Source organism: Vibrio sp. LB10LO1 (assembly GCF_010092875.1).
GTDB lineage: Bacteria > Pseudomonadota > Gammaproteobacteria > Enterobacterales > Vibrionaceae > Vibrio > Vibrio campbellii.
The window spans coordinates 78,728-93,469 of the sequence record NZ_JAADJW010000008.1 but is presented as its reverse complement, the minus strand read 5'-3'; the positions used below and the strand labels follow the sequence as shown (position 1 = coordinate 93,469).

At 45.3% G+C, this 14,742-nt stretch carries 11 protein-coding genes; 7 read left to right on the top strand and 4 right to left on the bottom strand.

The genetic code is table 11. From position 1 onward, the window contains the following. Nucleotides 1-30 precede the first annotated feature (30 nt). A complete protein-coding gene (locus GXP65_RS07985) occupies nucleotides 31-543 on the bottom strand; it encodes a DUF2799 domain-containing protein (protein ID WP_005429368.1) in 513 nt (170 codons plus the stop codon). Nucleotides 544-796: 253 nt separating this feature from the next. Between GXP65_RS07985 and GXP65_RS07980 the strand changes: the two genes are divergently transcribed. The 4 genes from GXP65_RS07980 (at nucleotide 797) to GXP65_RS07965 (ending at nucleotide 4,780) form a co-directional block, all read left to right on the top strand. Then, the gene (locus tag GXP65_RS07980; RefSeq protein ID WP_038891416.1) at nucleotides 797-1,507 is read left to right on the top strand and encodes a response regulator; all 711 of its coding nucleotides are present in this window, start codon (nucleotides 797-799) and stop codon (nucleotides 1,505-1,507) included. Continuing rightward, nucleotides 1,507-2,949: a two-component system sensor histidine kinase CreC gene (gene creC, locus GXP65_RS07975; RefSeq protein WP_162092538.1), complete on the top strand. Its 1,443-nt coding sequence runs from the start codon at nucleotides 1,507-1,509 to the stop codon at nucleotides 2,947-2,949. The genes GXP65_RS07980 and creC overlap by 1 nt, the downstream gene beginning before the upstream one ends. 75 nt (nucleotides 2,950-3,024) lie before the next feature. Beyond that, nucleotides 3,025-4,365, top strand: a complete 1,341-nt coding sequence (gene creD / locus GXP65_RS07970) for a cell envelope integrity protein CreD (protein ID WP_114092008.1) — start codon at nucleotides 3,025-3,027, stop codon at nucleotides 4,363-4,365. Further along, on the top strand, nucleotides 4,352-4,780 hold the full coding sequence (locus GXP65_RS07965) for a DUF2809 domain-containing protein (protein ID WP_162092488.1): 429 nt from the start codon (nucleotides 4,352-4,354) through the stop codon (nucleotides 4,778-4,780). The genes creD and GXP65_RS07965 overlap by 14 nt, the downstream gene beginning before the upstream one ends. 245 nt (nucleotides 4,781-5,025) lie before the next feature. On the opposite strand, the gene GXP65_RS07960 is transcribed toward GXP65_RS07965, so the two are convergent. Next, nucleotides 5,026-5,700 (bottom strand): fructose-6-phosphate aldolase, encoded by a 675-nt coding sequence (locus GXP65_RS07960; protein WP_122021000.1) that lies wholly within the window; start codon nucleotides 5,698-5,700, stop codon nucleotides 5,026-5,028. A 254-nt stretch (nucleotides 5,701-5,954) separates the two neighbouring features. On the opposite strand from GXP65_RS07960, the gene GXP65_RS07955 reads away from it, so the two are divergent. From GXP65_RS07955 to GXP65_RS07945, 3 genes are all read left to right on the top strand, one after another. Then, on the top strand, nucleotides 5,955-6,896 hold the full coding sequence (locus tag GXP65_RS07955; RefSeq protein WP_162092487.1) for a glycyl-radical enzyme activating protein: 942 nt from the start codon (nucleotides 5,955-5,957) through the stop codon (nucleotides 6,894-6,896). Nucleotides 6,897-6,898: 2 nt separating this feature from the next. Continuing rightward, a complete protein-coding gene (locus GXP65_RS07950; protein WP_162092486.1) occupies nucleotides 6,899-9,337 on the top strand; it encodes a formate C-acetyltransferase/glycerol dehydratase family glycyl radical enzyme in 2,439 nt (812 codons plus the stop codon). Between the two features lie 278 nt (nucleotides 9,338-9,615). Beyond that, on the top strand, nucleotides 9,616-10,194 hold the full coding sequence (locus tag GXP65_RS07945; protein WP_223976372.1) for a hypothetical protein: 579 nt from the start codon (nucleotides 9,616-9,618) through the stop codon (nucleotides 10,192-10,194). A 105-nt stretch (nucleotides 10,195-10,299) separates the two neighbouring features. Here the strand turns inward: GXP65_RS07945 and GXP65_RS07940 are convergent, their stop codons facing one another. After that, nucleotides 10,300-11,940 (bottom strand): BBE domain-containing protein, encoded by a 1,641-nt coding sequence (locus GXP65_RS07940; RefSeq protein WP_162092485.1) that lies wholly within the window; start codon nucleotides 11,938-11,940, stop codon nucleotides 10,300-10,302. A gap of 192 nt (nucleotides 11,941-12,132) precedes the next feature. Then, the gene (locus tag GXP65_RS07935) at nucleotides 12,133-14,736 is read right to left on the bottom strand and encodes an ATP-binding protein (protein ID WP_162092484.1); all 2,604 of its coding nucleotides are present in this window, start codon (nucleotides 14,734-14,736) and stop codon (nucleotides 12,133-12,135) included. Between the last annotated feature and the right edge of the window lie 6 nt (nucleotides 14,737-14,742).

Genomic DNA, 14,742 nt, shown 5'->3' with positions numbered 1-14,742 from the left:
TGGATTTTTAGCAAACGAAATGCAGCGGTTTTAGAAGTTCAAATTGAAATTAATGGTTGGTGTGAGCAGTTGTGAACGCTCATCTGCTAGCCTTTTTCTCTTTTCTTTTAATCGCTTAGCATTTTCTTTATCAGGATTGTTGTCTAGCTGATTGTCGATAACCGAGATTTCGGTATCAATTTGTTGGATACGCTGTTGGCGTTGATATTCCTGACGACCTAATTGGTAATTTTCAAGAAATTGCTTGTTGCTGCATACACCATAGTATTCTCTGCCCTCACTTCCCACGGTGTAACCGTTGTCTGGAGAGCAATAGATGATAGTGCCTTTATCGAAGCCTTCTTTCCACTGCGCGCGATTTGGAGTCACCCCGGCCTCGTTACAATCTTCGGTATAACTATTAATAATGCTTGGCGCGTTGCCGTTTAAGCCATTTTGGTAGCCGACGTTGTACCAGTCCGCGGTTTTACATTCTTCGGGAGACATGCTGGCGCAGCCAGAGAGCAAAGTGATTAACGTTAAGGGGAGTAGTGCTCTTTTCATCCGTTATTGTCCTTTAAACTGATTCCAGCCAAAGAGTGTAAAATGAACACTGTTCATATCAATGGGTGAAATCATTGTATTCGCAAATGTAGTGAGTCATCAGTGCGGGTGATAAGTTCCATTGTTTGAATGAATTTTGTTTTATTAATATCTCTCGCGGATTTTGCCATTGCTGTATCAATCCGATAGCCTTTGCATCAAAGTAAGGGATAACCCCAACACAAAAATAAATATCGTCAACGAGGTTAAGACAATGAGCGACCAATCAACCGTCGTTATTATTGAGGATGAATCTGCCATTGCAGAAAACCTCATTCATGTATTAGAGATGGATGGCTATCATGCGGCGTGGTTTGCAACGGCAGGCGAGGGCTTAGCCTTTTTGCAGCAAAACCCAGCAGCGTTACTTGTGTTGGATGTTGGTTTACCTGACGGTAACGGCTTTGAGCTTTGCAAAACCATTCGCGAGTTTTCTGATATTCCCATTATCTTTCTCACCGCAAGAAGCGATGAAATTGACCGCGTAGTCGGCTTAGAGATTGGTGCGGATGATTACGTGACTAAGCCTTTTAGTCCGCGTGAAATGTTGGCTCGCATTAAACTTCGAATCAAAGCTAAAGCGCCGATGATGGAGCACAAACCGGAGTCTGTGGCTGTTCCAGAACAACCTCATTTGAACCATGATTTGGTTGCGCAAAACTTCGACTATGGTATTGGCGGGCAAATGCTTGGGTTAACTGCGGTGGAGTTCAAGATCCTCAATAAACTGATTTCTGTCTCTTCCAATGTATTGAGTCGAGAGCAGCTTATGATCGCTGCTGATATGGCGCCAGAAGCCGCGTACGAGCGCAATATCGATACCCACATCAAAGCTATTCGCCATAAGTTGAAGCCGTTTGAGATGTCTGAACGCATCTGTACCAAGCGCGGCTTTGGTTACTTTTACTGCATTAAGGGTGAATGATGAATCGCTGGCCGAAGATCCCACTTGGACTCAGACTGTTTTTTCTCTACTTCCTCTTAGTCGGAATGACGGCTTACATGGTGAGCAAAACTGTCGTCCAAGAACTCAAGCCAACCGTGCGTCAAACCACCGAAGAGACGCTGGTGGATATGGCGAACTTACTCGCGGTATTGGCTGGAGAAGACGTCGCGAACGACAAGTTGTCTGAGAGTCGCTTCTCCAAACTGCTAGCGGCTTATGGGCAGCGAGAACCCCAAGCGCGCATTTGGGAAATCGGCAAAAAAGCGATTAACCATCGAATTTACATCACCGATAAACAAGGCATTGTGATTGCGGATTCTTGGCAGCAAGACGTAGGCAAAGACTACTCGCAATGGAATGATGTGTATCTCACGTTGCGTGGTCAATACGGCGCGCGCAGTACCATCGAAGACCCGAAAGATCCGCTATCAACCGTTATGTACGTTGCTGCGCCCATTTACCACAAAGGCGAAATCATTGGCAGCGTGACGGTGGCAAAATCCAATCGCTCTGTACAACCCTTCATCGATCTTTCTAAACGCAATGTGTTGTTTTGGATGGTGTGGATGAGTGGTTTAGTGCTGTTGGCAGGGGCATTGTTTGCTTGGCGAATTCACTCGGCACTGAACAAGCTAGAAGACTACGCGACCAAAATGGGTGAGGGCGAAAAGGTCTCTAAGCCGACATTTCGTATCTTCTATGAGTACGGCACGCTAAGCGACGCATTGGAGAAAATGCGCAACCAACTCGACGGCAAACAATATGTGGAAGAGTACGTACAGACGCTGACTCATGAGCTGAAAAGCCCGTTGTCAGCGATTAAAGGCGCGAGTGAAATATTGCAAATGCCGTTGCCTGAAGAAAAGGTCACGCGCTTTGCTGGCAACATTGAGCGAGAAAGCGACCGCATGCAGTCATTGATTGATAAGTTGCTCGAACTTGCTCGTCTTGAAAAGCGCCCCGAGCTAGAACAAGTCGAAGCTATCTCGCTAAAACAAATGGTCAATGAAGTGGTTCAATCGGCAGATGCGCGTTTGAGTGCTAAGTCGGTCACTGCCAACATCCAAATTGATGACCATCTCTCCGTGCTTGGTGATGCCTTCTTACTGAAACAGGCCGCTTTTAACTTGATGGACAATGCGCTGGATTTTGTTGATTCAGAGGGATGCATTGAATGGAAAGCTGAGGTCACGAAAGAGAAAGTGTGCCTGTCGATTTTCAATTCAGGTCCTCATATTCCCGACTACGCGATGCCTCGTTTGACGGAACGCTTCTACTCCCTCGCTCGGGAAAATGGTGTTAAAAGCACTGGGCTTGGACTTAATTTTGTTGAGCAAGTGATCAAGCTGCACAAAGGTAAGTTGCAAGTAGAAAACGTCGATTCTGGTGTGAAAGTGACCTTGATTTTACCAACTCCATAGAAACTCCACATTAGCTCCATTCGTTCTCCAAATTGCTGATTTAGATTACTCCCATCAGCAAATGGAGAATGAAATATGAAAAAGATCCTCAATAACCAACTCGGCACGAAGTTCGCCTTCGTGCTGTTTTTGTTTGTTTTACTGCAAATCCCACTTTCAATGGTCACAGGGCTGATCTCAGAACGCTCATATCGCCAAGATGAAGTCAGAAACGACATCGCACGCAGCAGCAGCGGCGAACAGCGCATTATTGGTCCATTCATTATGGTTAACTATACCGAAACCAGTTACCGAGATGACAAAGTACAGATTAAAGAGCGTCGTAAATTCCTCCTACCTAGCACTTTTGATATGAGCGCGAATCTGGACAGTTTTGAAAAGTACCGAGGCATTTACCGTGCGCGTTTATACAAAGCACAAGTGGCACTGAAAGGCACTTTTGATGCAGACGATCTCGCGGCGTTGCAGGGACTTGATATTGAAAACATGAGCCTTGTCGTTGGCATTGAAGACAGCCGCGGATTGATTCGTTTGGATGACATGACCATGGCGAGTGCTGATATCGAAGTCGCACCGGGAACAGGGCTAGACCAGTTACCACAAGGCTTCCACAGTGCTCTGACACTTGCAGAACTAAATGCAGAGCAACCTTTGGCGTTCGATCTTAACTTCTTACTGCAAGGGATGGGGCAGCTTCAAGTCACACCAATCGGCAGTCAAACAACGGTTGAACTCTCTTCAACTTGGGCACATCCAAGCTTTATCGGTGATTACTTACCAGTGTCGTCAGAGGTATCTGAAGATGGATTTAAAGCACAATGGGCGAGCAACAATTTCTCAACCAATATCGCGCAGCTGTTCCAAAGCTGTTTGTCATCGAATCACGCTTGTCACGAGCTTGAACAGCGACAAATGGGCGTAGATTTGATTGATCCCGTGGACCACTATTTGAAATCTCACCGAGCCGTTAACTATTCACTGTTGGTTATCACATTAGTATTTGCGAGTTTCTTCTTACTGGAGCTGTTCCAAGCGCGTCCGGTGCACCCTGTGCAATACGGCTTTATTGGTCTGGCTTTAGCACTTTTCTATCTGTTGCTGATTTCGATGAGTGAACACCTCGGCTTTAACTGGGCGTATGTGGTGTCGGCAGTCGCATCGACGGGGCTTTTAAGTGTGTACGTGAGCGGTATGTTGAGCAACACCAAGCACGGCGCGATATTCGGAGCGTGTTTGCTCACTCTCTACGGATTACTGTTTGGCTTGCTACAAGCAGAAAGCTACGCATTGGTTATGGGAACATTGCTGTGTTTCGCGATTTTGAGCTTCACTATGGTTATTACACGCAACATCGACTGGTACGCACGAAATAAGAAAGCAGAAGAAAGTGCAAAGGCGAATCATGAAGATGTTTAAACGAGTCACTCTTACTGGTCAGCCGAGCAATATGGTGGAAGAAACGTGCGATATCCACCTGCGATTTTCGGTAAAAAATGGACTGAAAAGCTTGGTGTGTTTTATCGCATTGGTCGTTATCGCGCTCTATGTTCGAGACAGCTTTATTCGTCCGACAGTTGGTGATGTTCTCGTTGTGGTTTGGCTCTACTACTTTCTCGCAAGCTTGTTCTCCATGCCCGTTAACTGGCTGGTTTCACTGGTGGTGTTGATTGCGTTTGCTGTCGAGTTGGGGCAATTGTTACAGCTTGCTGCTTGGCTTGGTATCGAACCTTCATCGCCTCTGGCTGTAATTTTGGGCGCCACATTTGATTGGAAAGATCTGCTGGCTTACTGCATCGGAGGTTTACTGTGTTGGTGGATGGAAAAGAAATGAAAACCGAGCTGAAAGCCATTACTTTGCCAAGCCGACTCCGCTATTCCAAACGAGGTATTCGTAAGAGGTTCAAAATCAGTTTACTCAAGCGCGTGTACCTTTGGTCACTGACCAATAGAGAGCTGCTGTAGCGCTACTTCTTTATCTGAAACACAAAAGGGAATCTTAAACTCACCGGCGCACAGGGTGAGTTAAGATTCCCTTATTAATAGACCCTAACTAAGACGTCTAGCTGCTACTTCTAATTAGCTTTCAAATGAAAGTTTCTCGCCAAACGTCTCTTTCCAGTCTTTATCGAACTGTTCAACTGCAGGTTTGACTGCTGGATGGGCGAACATTTGTGCCGCCACATCGGTTGGTAATGTAATGGCTTCGATACCAAGTTTCATCACTTCCATCGCTTGTTGAGTGTTCTTGAAGCTGGCTGCCAAAATCTTCGCTGGTAGTTGGTTTTGATCGAGCAACAATTGAAGATCCGCGACCACTTCAACACCGTTGCCGTTCATCGCATCAATGCGGTTTACGTAAGGTGCTAGGTAGTCTGCACCGCACAGTGCTGCAAGGAAACCTTGTTGAGCTGAATAGATAGCGGTAGCAAGAACCTGAATTCCCTCTTCTTTCATTAGCTTAATTGCGGCTAAGCCAGTTTCTGTTGCTGGCACTTTTACCACCATATCGTAAGGCAATTCATTCAGTTGGCGCGCTTCTGCCACCATACCTTCGACAGTTGAACTCACGACTTGAGCGTGAAAGCGAGGTTTACCGCCAAGTGCTTCTTGCATGCCCGCTAGGGTTTCATTCAGTCCCTGTTTTGACTTCGCCAAAATGCTTGGGTTTGTCGTCACGCCTTTTAGCGGTAGGCATTGGTTAAAGCGTTTTACTTCTGCCACATCAGCAGTATCTAAATAAAGTTCAATCATGGTTTCTACCTTAAACAAAATCTTCGTTTTGATGATGGGATCACTATAGATCTGACAATCGAACGAGATCTTGACTCTGATCAATTGAAATTTCATTTGAAACTATAATAATTTCATTAAGTGAAAGTTAGGTGAAACTTGTAAACGCTCAAATGAAGCTTTCAGTTCGAACAAAGAAAAGCCGTTCATAAGGCTTAACCAGCAAGAAACAGATTAAGTACACAGCGGTAGCACAGACCAAGAGGCAAGCAGAGATGTATTTCAATATCCAACGATTCTCTACCCATGATGGCGATGGCATTCGTTCCATTCTTTTTCTTAAAGGATGCAGCTTGTCTTGCCCTTGGTGTCAAAACCCAGAAAGTCGCAGCGAAAAGCATTCACTGTTGTTTGATCAGCGAAGCTGTATGCAAGGTTGCCAACTATGCGTTTCTGCTTATCAAGCCACAACTCAATCCACAGCGGGTATTGAAACGGTGGGTGATGGTATTCAACGCATCGACAACCAGATCATCATCAATCGCAAAGCCATCAAAGAAGACCAACTGATCGCGCTGCGCAATGTCTGTCCTACGCAAGCACTGACTGTCTGCGGTGAAGAGGCAAAATCAGACATGCTGTTCGACACCTTGATGAAAGACAAACCTTTCTACGACCAAAGCCAAGGTGGCGTGACCTTCTCCGGTGGTGAGCCACTCATGCAAGCGGATTTGGTAGCAGAACTCGCACAGCGTCTGCATGACAACCAAGTCTCTACCGCCATTGAATCGTGCATGCATGTGCCTTGGAAGAATGTCGAAAGAGCCGCGCCGCATATTGATTGCTGGTTGGCGGATTTAAAACACACCGACGAAGAAAAGTTTCTTAGTTGGGTGAAAGGTTCACTGAAACGCATCAAAGACAATTTCCGAAAACTGGCACCTATCGCGAAACGCATTGTGATTCGCGTTCCCGTCGTGCCGGGGTTCAATGACACCATCGAAGAGTTGAAAGACATCATCGATTTTGCGGCTTCACTAGAAAGCTGCCAAGAACTTCACTTGCTGCCGTACCACACGCTCGGCATCAATAAATACCGTTTGCTCGATATGCCTTACGAGTGTTCTGACAAGCCACTAAACAAACCAGAACTGCTAGAAAGCGCCATGCAATACGCAAGCGAAAACACCCAACTTAACGTGATTGTAAGAGGTTAACTATGGACCTGAACACCCTTCCTGAGCGTATCAAAGCGCACAAATCGGCACTGGTAAACATCGTAACGCCACCTGTCTGCACCGAGCGTGCAGAGGCATACACTCGTGCTTATCAAGCAAACGAAGACAAACCTGTGATTGTGCAACGTGCGCTAGCACTGCAAGAGCACTTACGCACTCGTACGATTTGGATTAAACACGATGAGTTGATCGTCGGTAACCAAGCGAGCAAAGTGCGCGCTGCGCCTATTTTCCCAGAATATACAGTGCGTTGGATTGAAGCGGAAATTGATGAGCTAGCCGACCGTCCTGGTGCAGGCTTTGCTGTTACTGAAGAAGATAAGCAAAGCATCCACAGCATCACACCGTATTGGCGTGGTAAAACCGTTCAAGACCGTTGTTATGGCTTGTTCACTGATGAGCAGCAAGAAATCTTAGCCAGCACCATCATTAAAGCTGAAGGCAACATGACTTCGGGTGACGCGCACCTTGCGGTGGATAACGAGAAAATCTTGAAGCTAGGCATGAACGGTTTGTTAGAGGATGTTCGTCAGCACCGTGCTAACAATGATGTTTCGACCTTTGAAGGCTTGAAGAAAGAGCAGTTCTACAAATCGGTCGAAATTGTACTGCTTGCCATTCAAGACCACATGGTGAGCTACGCTGAATTGGCGGCAAAAATGGCGCTAGAAGAGACGCGTCCGCTGCGCAAAGCTGAGTTAGAAAGCATTGCGGCAAACTGTCGTCATGTAGCAAGCCACGCACCAGAAAACTTCTGGCAAGCACTGCAATTGAGCTACTTCGTTCAGTTGATGTTACAAATCGAATCGAACGGTCACTCGGTTTCTTTCGGTCGTATGGACCAATTCCTCAACGAGTTTTATGTTCGTGATATCGAAAACGGCACGCTTGAAAAAGGCTTTGCACTTGAGCTTTTACAAAGCTGCTGGTTGAAGCTGCTTGAAGTAAACAAGATTCGCTCTGGTGCGCACTCGAAAGCATCGGCTGGTTCTCCGCTGTATCAAAACGTGTGTATCGGCGGTCAGAAGTTGAATGAAAAGGGTGAGCCTGAAGACGCAGTGAATCCCCTTTCTTGGGCGATTCTGGAATCTTGTGGTCAGTTGCGTTCGACGCAACCTAACCTGAGCGTGCGTTACCACGAAGGTTTGAACCAAGAGTTCTTAATGGGCTGTATCGAAGTGATTAAATGCGGCTTCGGTATGCCAGCGTTCAACAACGATGAGATTGTTATTCCTGAATTCATCAAGCTTGGTGTAGAGAAAGAAGACGCTTACAACTACGCATCTATCGGCTGTATCGAGACGGCGGTTCCCGGCAAATGGGGTTACCGTTGTACGGGCATGAGCTTCATTAACTTCGCTCGTATCCTGCTCGCTTCATTGAACGAAGGTGTGGATGCAACAACGGGTAAAGCTTTCTTGCCTCATGATAAGTCATTAGCAAAAGGTAACTTTGAGAACTTTGAGCAAGTGACGGCCTCTTGGGCAGAGCAAATCCGCTACTACACCCGTAAATCGATTGAGATTGATACAGTAGTCGACAGCGTGCTTGAACAACAGGCACAAGACATCTTCTGTTCAACGCTGGTGGATGACTGTTTGGCTCGCGGTAAAACCGTGAAAGAAGGCGGCGCGAAATACGACTGGGTGTCTGGCTTGCAAGTCGGTATCGCAAACTTGGGTAACAGCCTAGCAGCAATCAAACATCTTGTTTTCGATGATGCGCAAATCACTCAGCCTCTTATCTCACAACAACAGCTAGCAAAAGCATTGGCAGAAGATTTCGACGGCATGGAGAACGAGCAGCTTCGCCAACGTCTTATCAACTTTGCACCAAAATACGGTAATGATGATGACGCAGTAGATCAACTACTGGCAGACGCTTACCAAGTGTACATTGATGAGCTAGAGCAGTTCGTTAATACGCGTCATGGGCGTGGTCCAATTGGTGGCGGTTACTACGCAGGTACATCAAGTATCTCGGCAAACGTCCCATTTGGCGCCTCAACTATGGCAACGCCGGACGGTCGTAAAGCGAAAACGCCATTGGCAGAAGGTGCAAGCCCATCGTCTGGTTCAGACCGTTTAGGTCCAACGGCAGTGTACAACTCGGTCGGTAAGATCCAAGCGAATAAGATCCTTGGTGGCGTGCTGCTTAACCAGAAGTTGAGCCCAGCAGCGGTTGAGTCTGAAGGGGATAAGCTCAAGCTTTCTATGTTGATTCGTACCTTCTTCAACCACCACAAGGGTTGGCATGTGCAATACAACATCGTCTCTCGTGAGACCTTGTTAGCCGCGAAGAAGAACCCAGAGCAATATCGTGATCTTGTTGTGCGAGTCGCAGGCTACTCAGCTTTCTTCACCGCGCTATCACCAGATGCGCAAGACGACATCATTGCTCGTACCGAGCACGAGCTGTAAGTACACTCACTAACTAAAACAAAAGGCACCGATTGGTGCCTTTTTTCATCGTTAAATTAGTCATTTAGTATGAATTTGACTCAAGTGGAATCTAAACAACAGTTTGTGTTTATAAAATATGGTGACGGTCGCATCGTGAGTGATTAATTTCATATAAATTAGCGTGATATCACCAGTCAGATAAATATTGTGATCGCGATAACTTGTTGATAGGTCTCCAATAACTAAAAGGGCACCTTGATGTGAGAAGCGAACGGAAAAAATACCAACAGAGAATCATGATGGAACTTGTACAAAAGAAAGGCTCGAACAAACATACGTTTACTTTCCATGACGATTATTTTAACTATGCCGTTAAAGATAAAAACGGTTCTTTAGACGAAAACTTTCGATATATCGACTTTCCTAACAAATCATCGGTCGTTATTGAACGTAATGAATGGCTCAGGAATGTCGGTGCGCTGTGGATTGTTATTGGCCTTTTTCAGCTTGGTAGCGCTATGTATGCTGGCGACCCTTTAAGCGGTAAAGGTTTTTGGATGGTGATCGGTATTCTGTGTATTGGTTGGTCGTATTTCTCCACGATAAAATACAGCGTGTTTACAATGGACCCAGTTAAAGTTTACGTCATTCAAGAAAGATATCACGACGTTATCGTTGAGGAGATTAAGGGCAGACGCATTCAACAACTGCGCAAGTATTATGGTGACGTAGACCCGGAAAATGACCCAGAAAATGAGATCGAAAAATTCCGTTGGTTACAAAAGGAAGGCGTAATCAGCGAAGAAGAACTGAAGCAAAAAATAGCGGAAATTGAGTTTCTTAAGCATGATGTGCAAGCCCAGTATGTCAATTAATATCACATGCATTTGAGTATAAATGGCGAATAAGCTCAAATCTAAATCGAAACAAAAGGCACCAGGTGGTGCCTTTGTTACTTGTTACGTATGAAACTACAGTACCTACAATGGGCGAGGAGTTCCGACGATAGATTGTGCGTGATTGAATAGGTTTTGTGGATCCCAATCGTTTTTGATGTATTGCAAACGTGTGTAGTTTTCTCCGTAGTATAAAGTTGGCCAGTCAACGAGATCTTTGTCGCAATAGCCGACGTAGCAACCATCTACCACAACGGTCTGTGTCTCTGGGTCGAGGAAATCTGGAGCAGGTTCATTGTTTGGGTAACCAGTATAAGTTGTAGAGTACAACTCATTCATCCAAGTCAAACATGCGTCATCCCAACCATCACTGCCGTTAAGCATGTGCTTCCAATTGATGATGTATTGCATTTTGATAAATGAATCTCTTGCGGCATCCGGTGTTGCATCTGGTGCGATATCATTGATAGCACCGCCATACGTATGCATTTGCACGTTGGCATAAAAGTCTACCGGGTTACTATTGGCGTCGACAATTGGTGTTCTCAGATATGTGTAGAATGTGTTGAGATGATGCTCAGGGAAATCTTCACGCATATGGCAGGACTTAAACTTGTTCCTTGTTCCACCGACTATTGCCCCTCGCACTTCGACGGCATCGAGGTAGCCTAATCGTTGAACCCCATCGTCAGGCCCATTAGTGGAAAATGGACTAACGCCTAGATTGGTTAAGTCATCAAAGAATTTTCTAATGTATGTTGTGTACAGAGAATCTCCTGTGGCCACATCATCAAAGGAACTGACGATGTCAAAATCAATATTGCCGTTGTACTCGTGGTTAAAGTTGGCAGCACAATAAAGTTCGTTTGGCCAAGTTTGGATGCTGGATGTGTATAACCGAACAATATTTATAAAGGTGGCAGGGTCTGGGATGTTCTCCCAGCTAACAGCAAGGCGGGTAATGTCTGAGTAATTGGGCGCGTCTGGCAATGTACTTTTGAATATGTACTTTGTGATAATTCCGAAGTTACCGCCGCCGCCGCCGCAATGCGCCCAGAAGAGATCTTGTTTAAGGGGGTCTGCATCATTGTGATGACACTCGTTGAGTGTAACCACGTCGAAAGCGTCCACTGTTGCAACCTCTACAGCTTCTAGTTGGTCTACAGTTAATCCATAAAGGCGAGAGAGCACTCCAAAACCACCGCCAACAATATGCCCGCCGATCCCTACTGAATAGCAAGTGCCGCCTGGTATACATTTACCAAGCTGCTTGTAGAACATTTTACCCGCTTCCCAGTTCGTTAACCCCGCTTCCCCGTAGAAAGTACCATCCTCTAAAGCACCACCTCCTTTTAGGTAGGAGGTATCAATGATGGCAGTAATACTGTCATTAAAAACAAAATCTTCGTAGCAGTGGCCACCGCTCTTTACGGAGAATGACGTCTTATGTGTGCCTTCTGTGATGAGATTTTGCAACGCATTTTTTACGCCATCTGGGCTGACACAAAAGTAGATGACTTGGCAGTTTGAGGCTGTCCAACGTTGGTTGAACGCAACTGTCAGACCTTCGAACTGATTGGCGCTTGCTCTATCAACGGCAACATAACCATTGGTGACTAGGGAGTTTTTTTGTTCGGCAGACAAACTACTGAAGCTGATAGGCAACGCGGCGATGGCGGCAGCGCCACCCAGCATTTTGAAGCTTTCACGACGGGTGATATCCATATGTATTCCTCTAGTTGTTAGTGGTAAAACCGTAATTAACATAGAGGGTTATTTATGTGCTTTTTATGATGTATGTATCACAGTGTGTTGTTGTGTATATTTTTGTTTGGAAAGTGGCATTCTTATTCTCACCAACAGAATAATCGTGTTCTTTGTTTCAATTATTATGAGAGTCTCTGTCCGGTCCCTTTGTTAACTGACCCATTTTGAAATCATGTTGAGTAAATCGGTCTTTTGAACAGGTTTGGTTAAATAATCATTCATTCCTACTTCAGTGCTTCTGCCTTGTTCTTCCTCTAGTGCATGAGCTGAGAACGCGATGATGGGGCACCAAGGGTAGTCCTGACTTTGTTGCAGATTGCGAATGTCTTCCGTCACGCTGAAGCCATCTTTATTCGGCATCGATATATCGGTAATCACCATGTCAGGTTTGATCTTTTGGTAGTGTTCTACGGCGATGACTCCATCTTCGGCAATGGTCAGATCGATTCCAGTCTTTGACAGCATTTTAGAGATAAGAATTCGATTGACGGAACTGTCTTCAGCGACAAGTAATTTCACGCCACGTAAATCTTTTTGTGGCTTAGACTGGTTGGCGTTGCTACTCAAAGGATCTGAATACAAAAGATTAAATAGCTTCCGGTGTGTAATGGGTTGATGGAGTACCTCGCTTTTTTCATCTCGGTTGCTCTCAGTACTATCGAGTAGATATGGAGCCATAAAGAGAATATGCATTTCACTGCTCGTAAGGCTAGGCTTGAGTTTGAAAATGAGTGCTCTGTCTTCTTCTGTTTGAATATTTGCAATAATGCGCTCGAAGTTGGTTTCCTGAAAGTTCGCCTCTCCCAGTGCTTTCACATTTGGAACATGTGTGACATTGAAATGCATGGCTTGTGCGATGGATTTGAAAAGCGTAACGCGTGGCAAATAGCTATCAATGAGTAAGACGTTGATGCTGGCCAGATCGTAATTGGTGCCATGATCTGGTGTTTGTTGACAGAGTTTCAAAGAGAAACTGAAACATGAACCACTGCCTAAAGTAGAGGTGACGCTAAGGTCGCCACCATACATTTGAACTAAGCGTTTAGATATTGCTAATCCAAGTCCGGTGCCTTCGTACTTACGCGTGATCGAATTATCGACCTGTTCGAACTTGTCCATTATGTGCGGTAAGCGCTCTTCGGGAATACCAATGCCTGTATCGATAACGTCAAAACAGTATACATTGCCTTGTGGGGTTCGTTTTTCTGTTATCTTGATTAAAATGTGCCCTTCTTCGGTGAATTTGACGGCATTTCCTATCAAGTTCAGCAAAATTTGATTTATTCGTCCACGATCTCCAATGACTTGAGCAGGAATATCCAAAGGCATATCCACCAATAACTTTAGGTCTTTTTTGTTTGCTTGATAGGCACACAAAGCGGTACTACTTTCCACAAGCTCCCTTAAGTCGAAAGGCTCTTCAATCAAAGTCAGCTTGCCTGCTTCTACTTTGCTGTAATCAAGAATGTCGTTGATGAGCGTGATGAGGTTACCGGCCGACTTGTGCAGTAAATGAAGTAAGCTTCTTTGTTCATTCCTCTTCTCACTTTCCAGAAGGATTTCACTAAATCCCATAATGGCATTCATCGGCGTCCTGATTTCATGACTCATATTGGCCAAAAATTCGGATTTTGCTTTGGTTGCTCTGGCTGATTTTTTGACCTCATCTGATAATTTCTTTTCAATCTCGATGCGTTCTGAAATATCTCGTTCAACCACAATAAAGCGCTGGACTTCGCCATGCTCGTTCATTACCGGGGAGAGGTCTCTTTCCCCCCAATAAGGCTGATTAGATTTGGTATAGTTAAGGACCTCGGTGCGCACAGGCTGGTGGTTTTGAATACTGTCAGAAAATTTTTGCAGTTGAACGTTTTGAGTATTGGGTCCCTGTAATAATTCACTTAGTGTTTTATCTCTTGCTTCAGCAAGGCTGTATTCTGTCAGTGTTTCAAAGGCGGGGTTAACCCATGTAATTTTACCCACAGGGTTGGTGATGATAATGGCATCTCTCGCATGTTCCGCAACTTGAGCAAGCTGAGATACTTTCTCTGATAGTGCTTTTTGTGATTGGTATTGTTCTTTAATACTGTTCTGCGCTTTAGCGAGCGAAGAGGACATTCGATTAAAGGCTTCTCCTACACGAGTCACCTCATCATTGCCGGATATTTCGATTTGCGATCCGGGACCTTGCTGAGTAACTTTAACGACGCCTTGCCTCAGTAAGTCGAGGCGCTTCATCAAATAGCTACCTAACGCAAATGAGAACAATGCCACGAGCGTCATCTCCAATATGGCAATCATGATGCTTGCCTGTGTGGCTAAGTCTAAAATTTGATGAATACTATCGACTCTGACGCCCATTTCGACAAAGCCAAAAGATTGAGAGTTAAGCGTGATCGGGCTTATGACGTCATAAACCCCGTCTGGTGAGTCAAAGGGTTTTAACGAGGCATCCACATTCGTGTATTCGCCTTGTTTGGTAAGTTCAGTGCCATCGCGGTCCACAATGCGTATATAAGCGAGGTTGTGTTCACTGACAACAGATTGCGCAAAACTATCTAAATAGGCCAAATCGGTGGCGATAACCGCATCTCTTGAGGCTTTGGCAAACACACTCACCAGCTGCTTGCTGCCCACCTCTAGGCTCTTTTCATTGGAGCTTTTTAACCAATTCAGGCCACTGACAATCAATATGCCAAGAGCAAGTGCTTCAATGAGGGCAATACCGATTATCGTTTTCGTTCTAAGAGTCATAGCGCT

Coding starts and splice junctions, on each gene's coding strand:
- GXP65_RS07985 (WP_005429368.1), bottom strand. CDS start 543: ATGAAAAGAGCACTACTCCCCTTAACGTTAATCACTTTGCTCTCTGGC.
- GXP65_RS07980 (WP_038891416.1), top strand. CDS start 797: ATGAGCGACCAATCAACCGTCGTTATTATTGAGGATGAATCTGCCATT.
- creC (WP_162092538.1), top strand. CDS start 1,507: ATGAATCGCTGGCCGAAGATCCCACTTGGACTCAGACTGTTTTTTCTC.
- creD (WP_114092008.1), top strand. CDS start 3,025: ATGAAAAAGATCCTCAATAACCAACTCGGCACGAAGTTCGCCTTCGTG.
- GXP65_RS07965 (WP_162092488.1), top strand. CDS start 4,352: ATGAAGATGTTTAAACGAGTCACTCTTACTGGTCAGCCGAGCAATATG.
- GXP65_RS07960 (WP_122021000.1), bottom strand. CDS start 5,700: ATGATTGAACTTTATTTAGATACTGCTGATGTGGCAGAAGTAAAACGC.
- GXP65_RS07955 (WP_162092487.1), top strand. CDS start 5,955: ATGTATTTCAATATCCAACGATTCTCTACCCATGATGGCGATGGCATT.
- GXP65_RS07950 (WP_162092486.1), top strand. CDS start 6,899: ATGGACCTGAACACCCTTCCTGAGCGTATCAAAGCGCACAAATCGGCA.
- GXP65_RS07945 (WP_223976372.1), top strand. CDS start 9,616: ATGATGGAACTTGTACAAAAGAAAGGCTCGAACAAACATACGTTTACT.
- GXP65_RS07940 (WP_162092485.1), bottom strand. CDS start 11,940: ATGGATATCACCCGTCGTGAAAGCTTCAAAATGCTGGGTGGCGCTGCC.
- GXP65_RS07935 (WP_162092484.1), bottom strand. CDS start 14,736: ATGACTCTTAGAACGAAAACGATAATCGGTATTGCCCTCATTGAAGCA.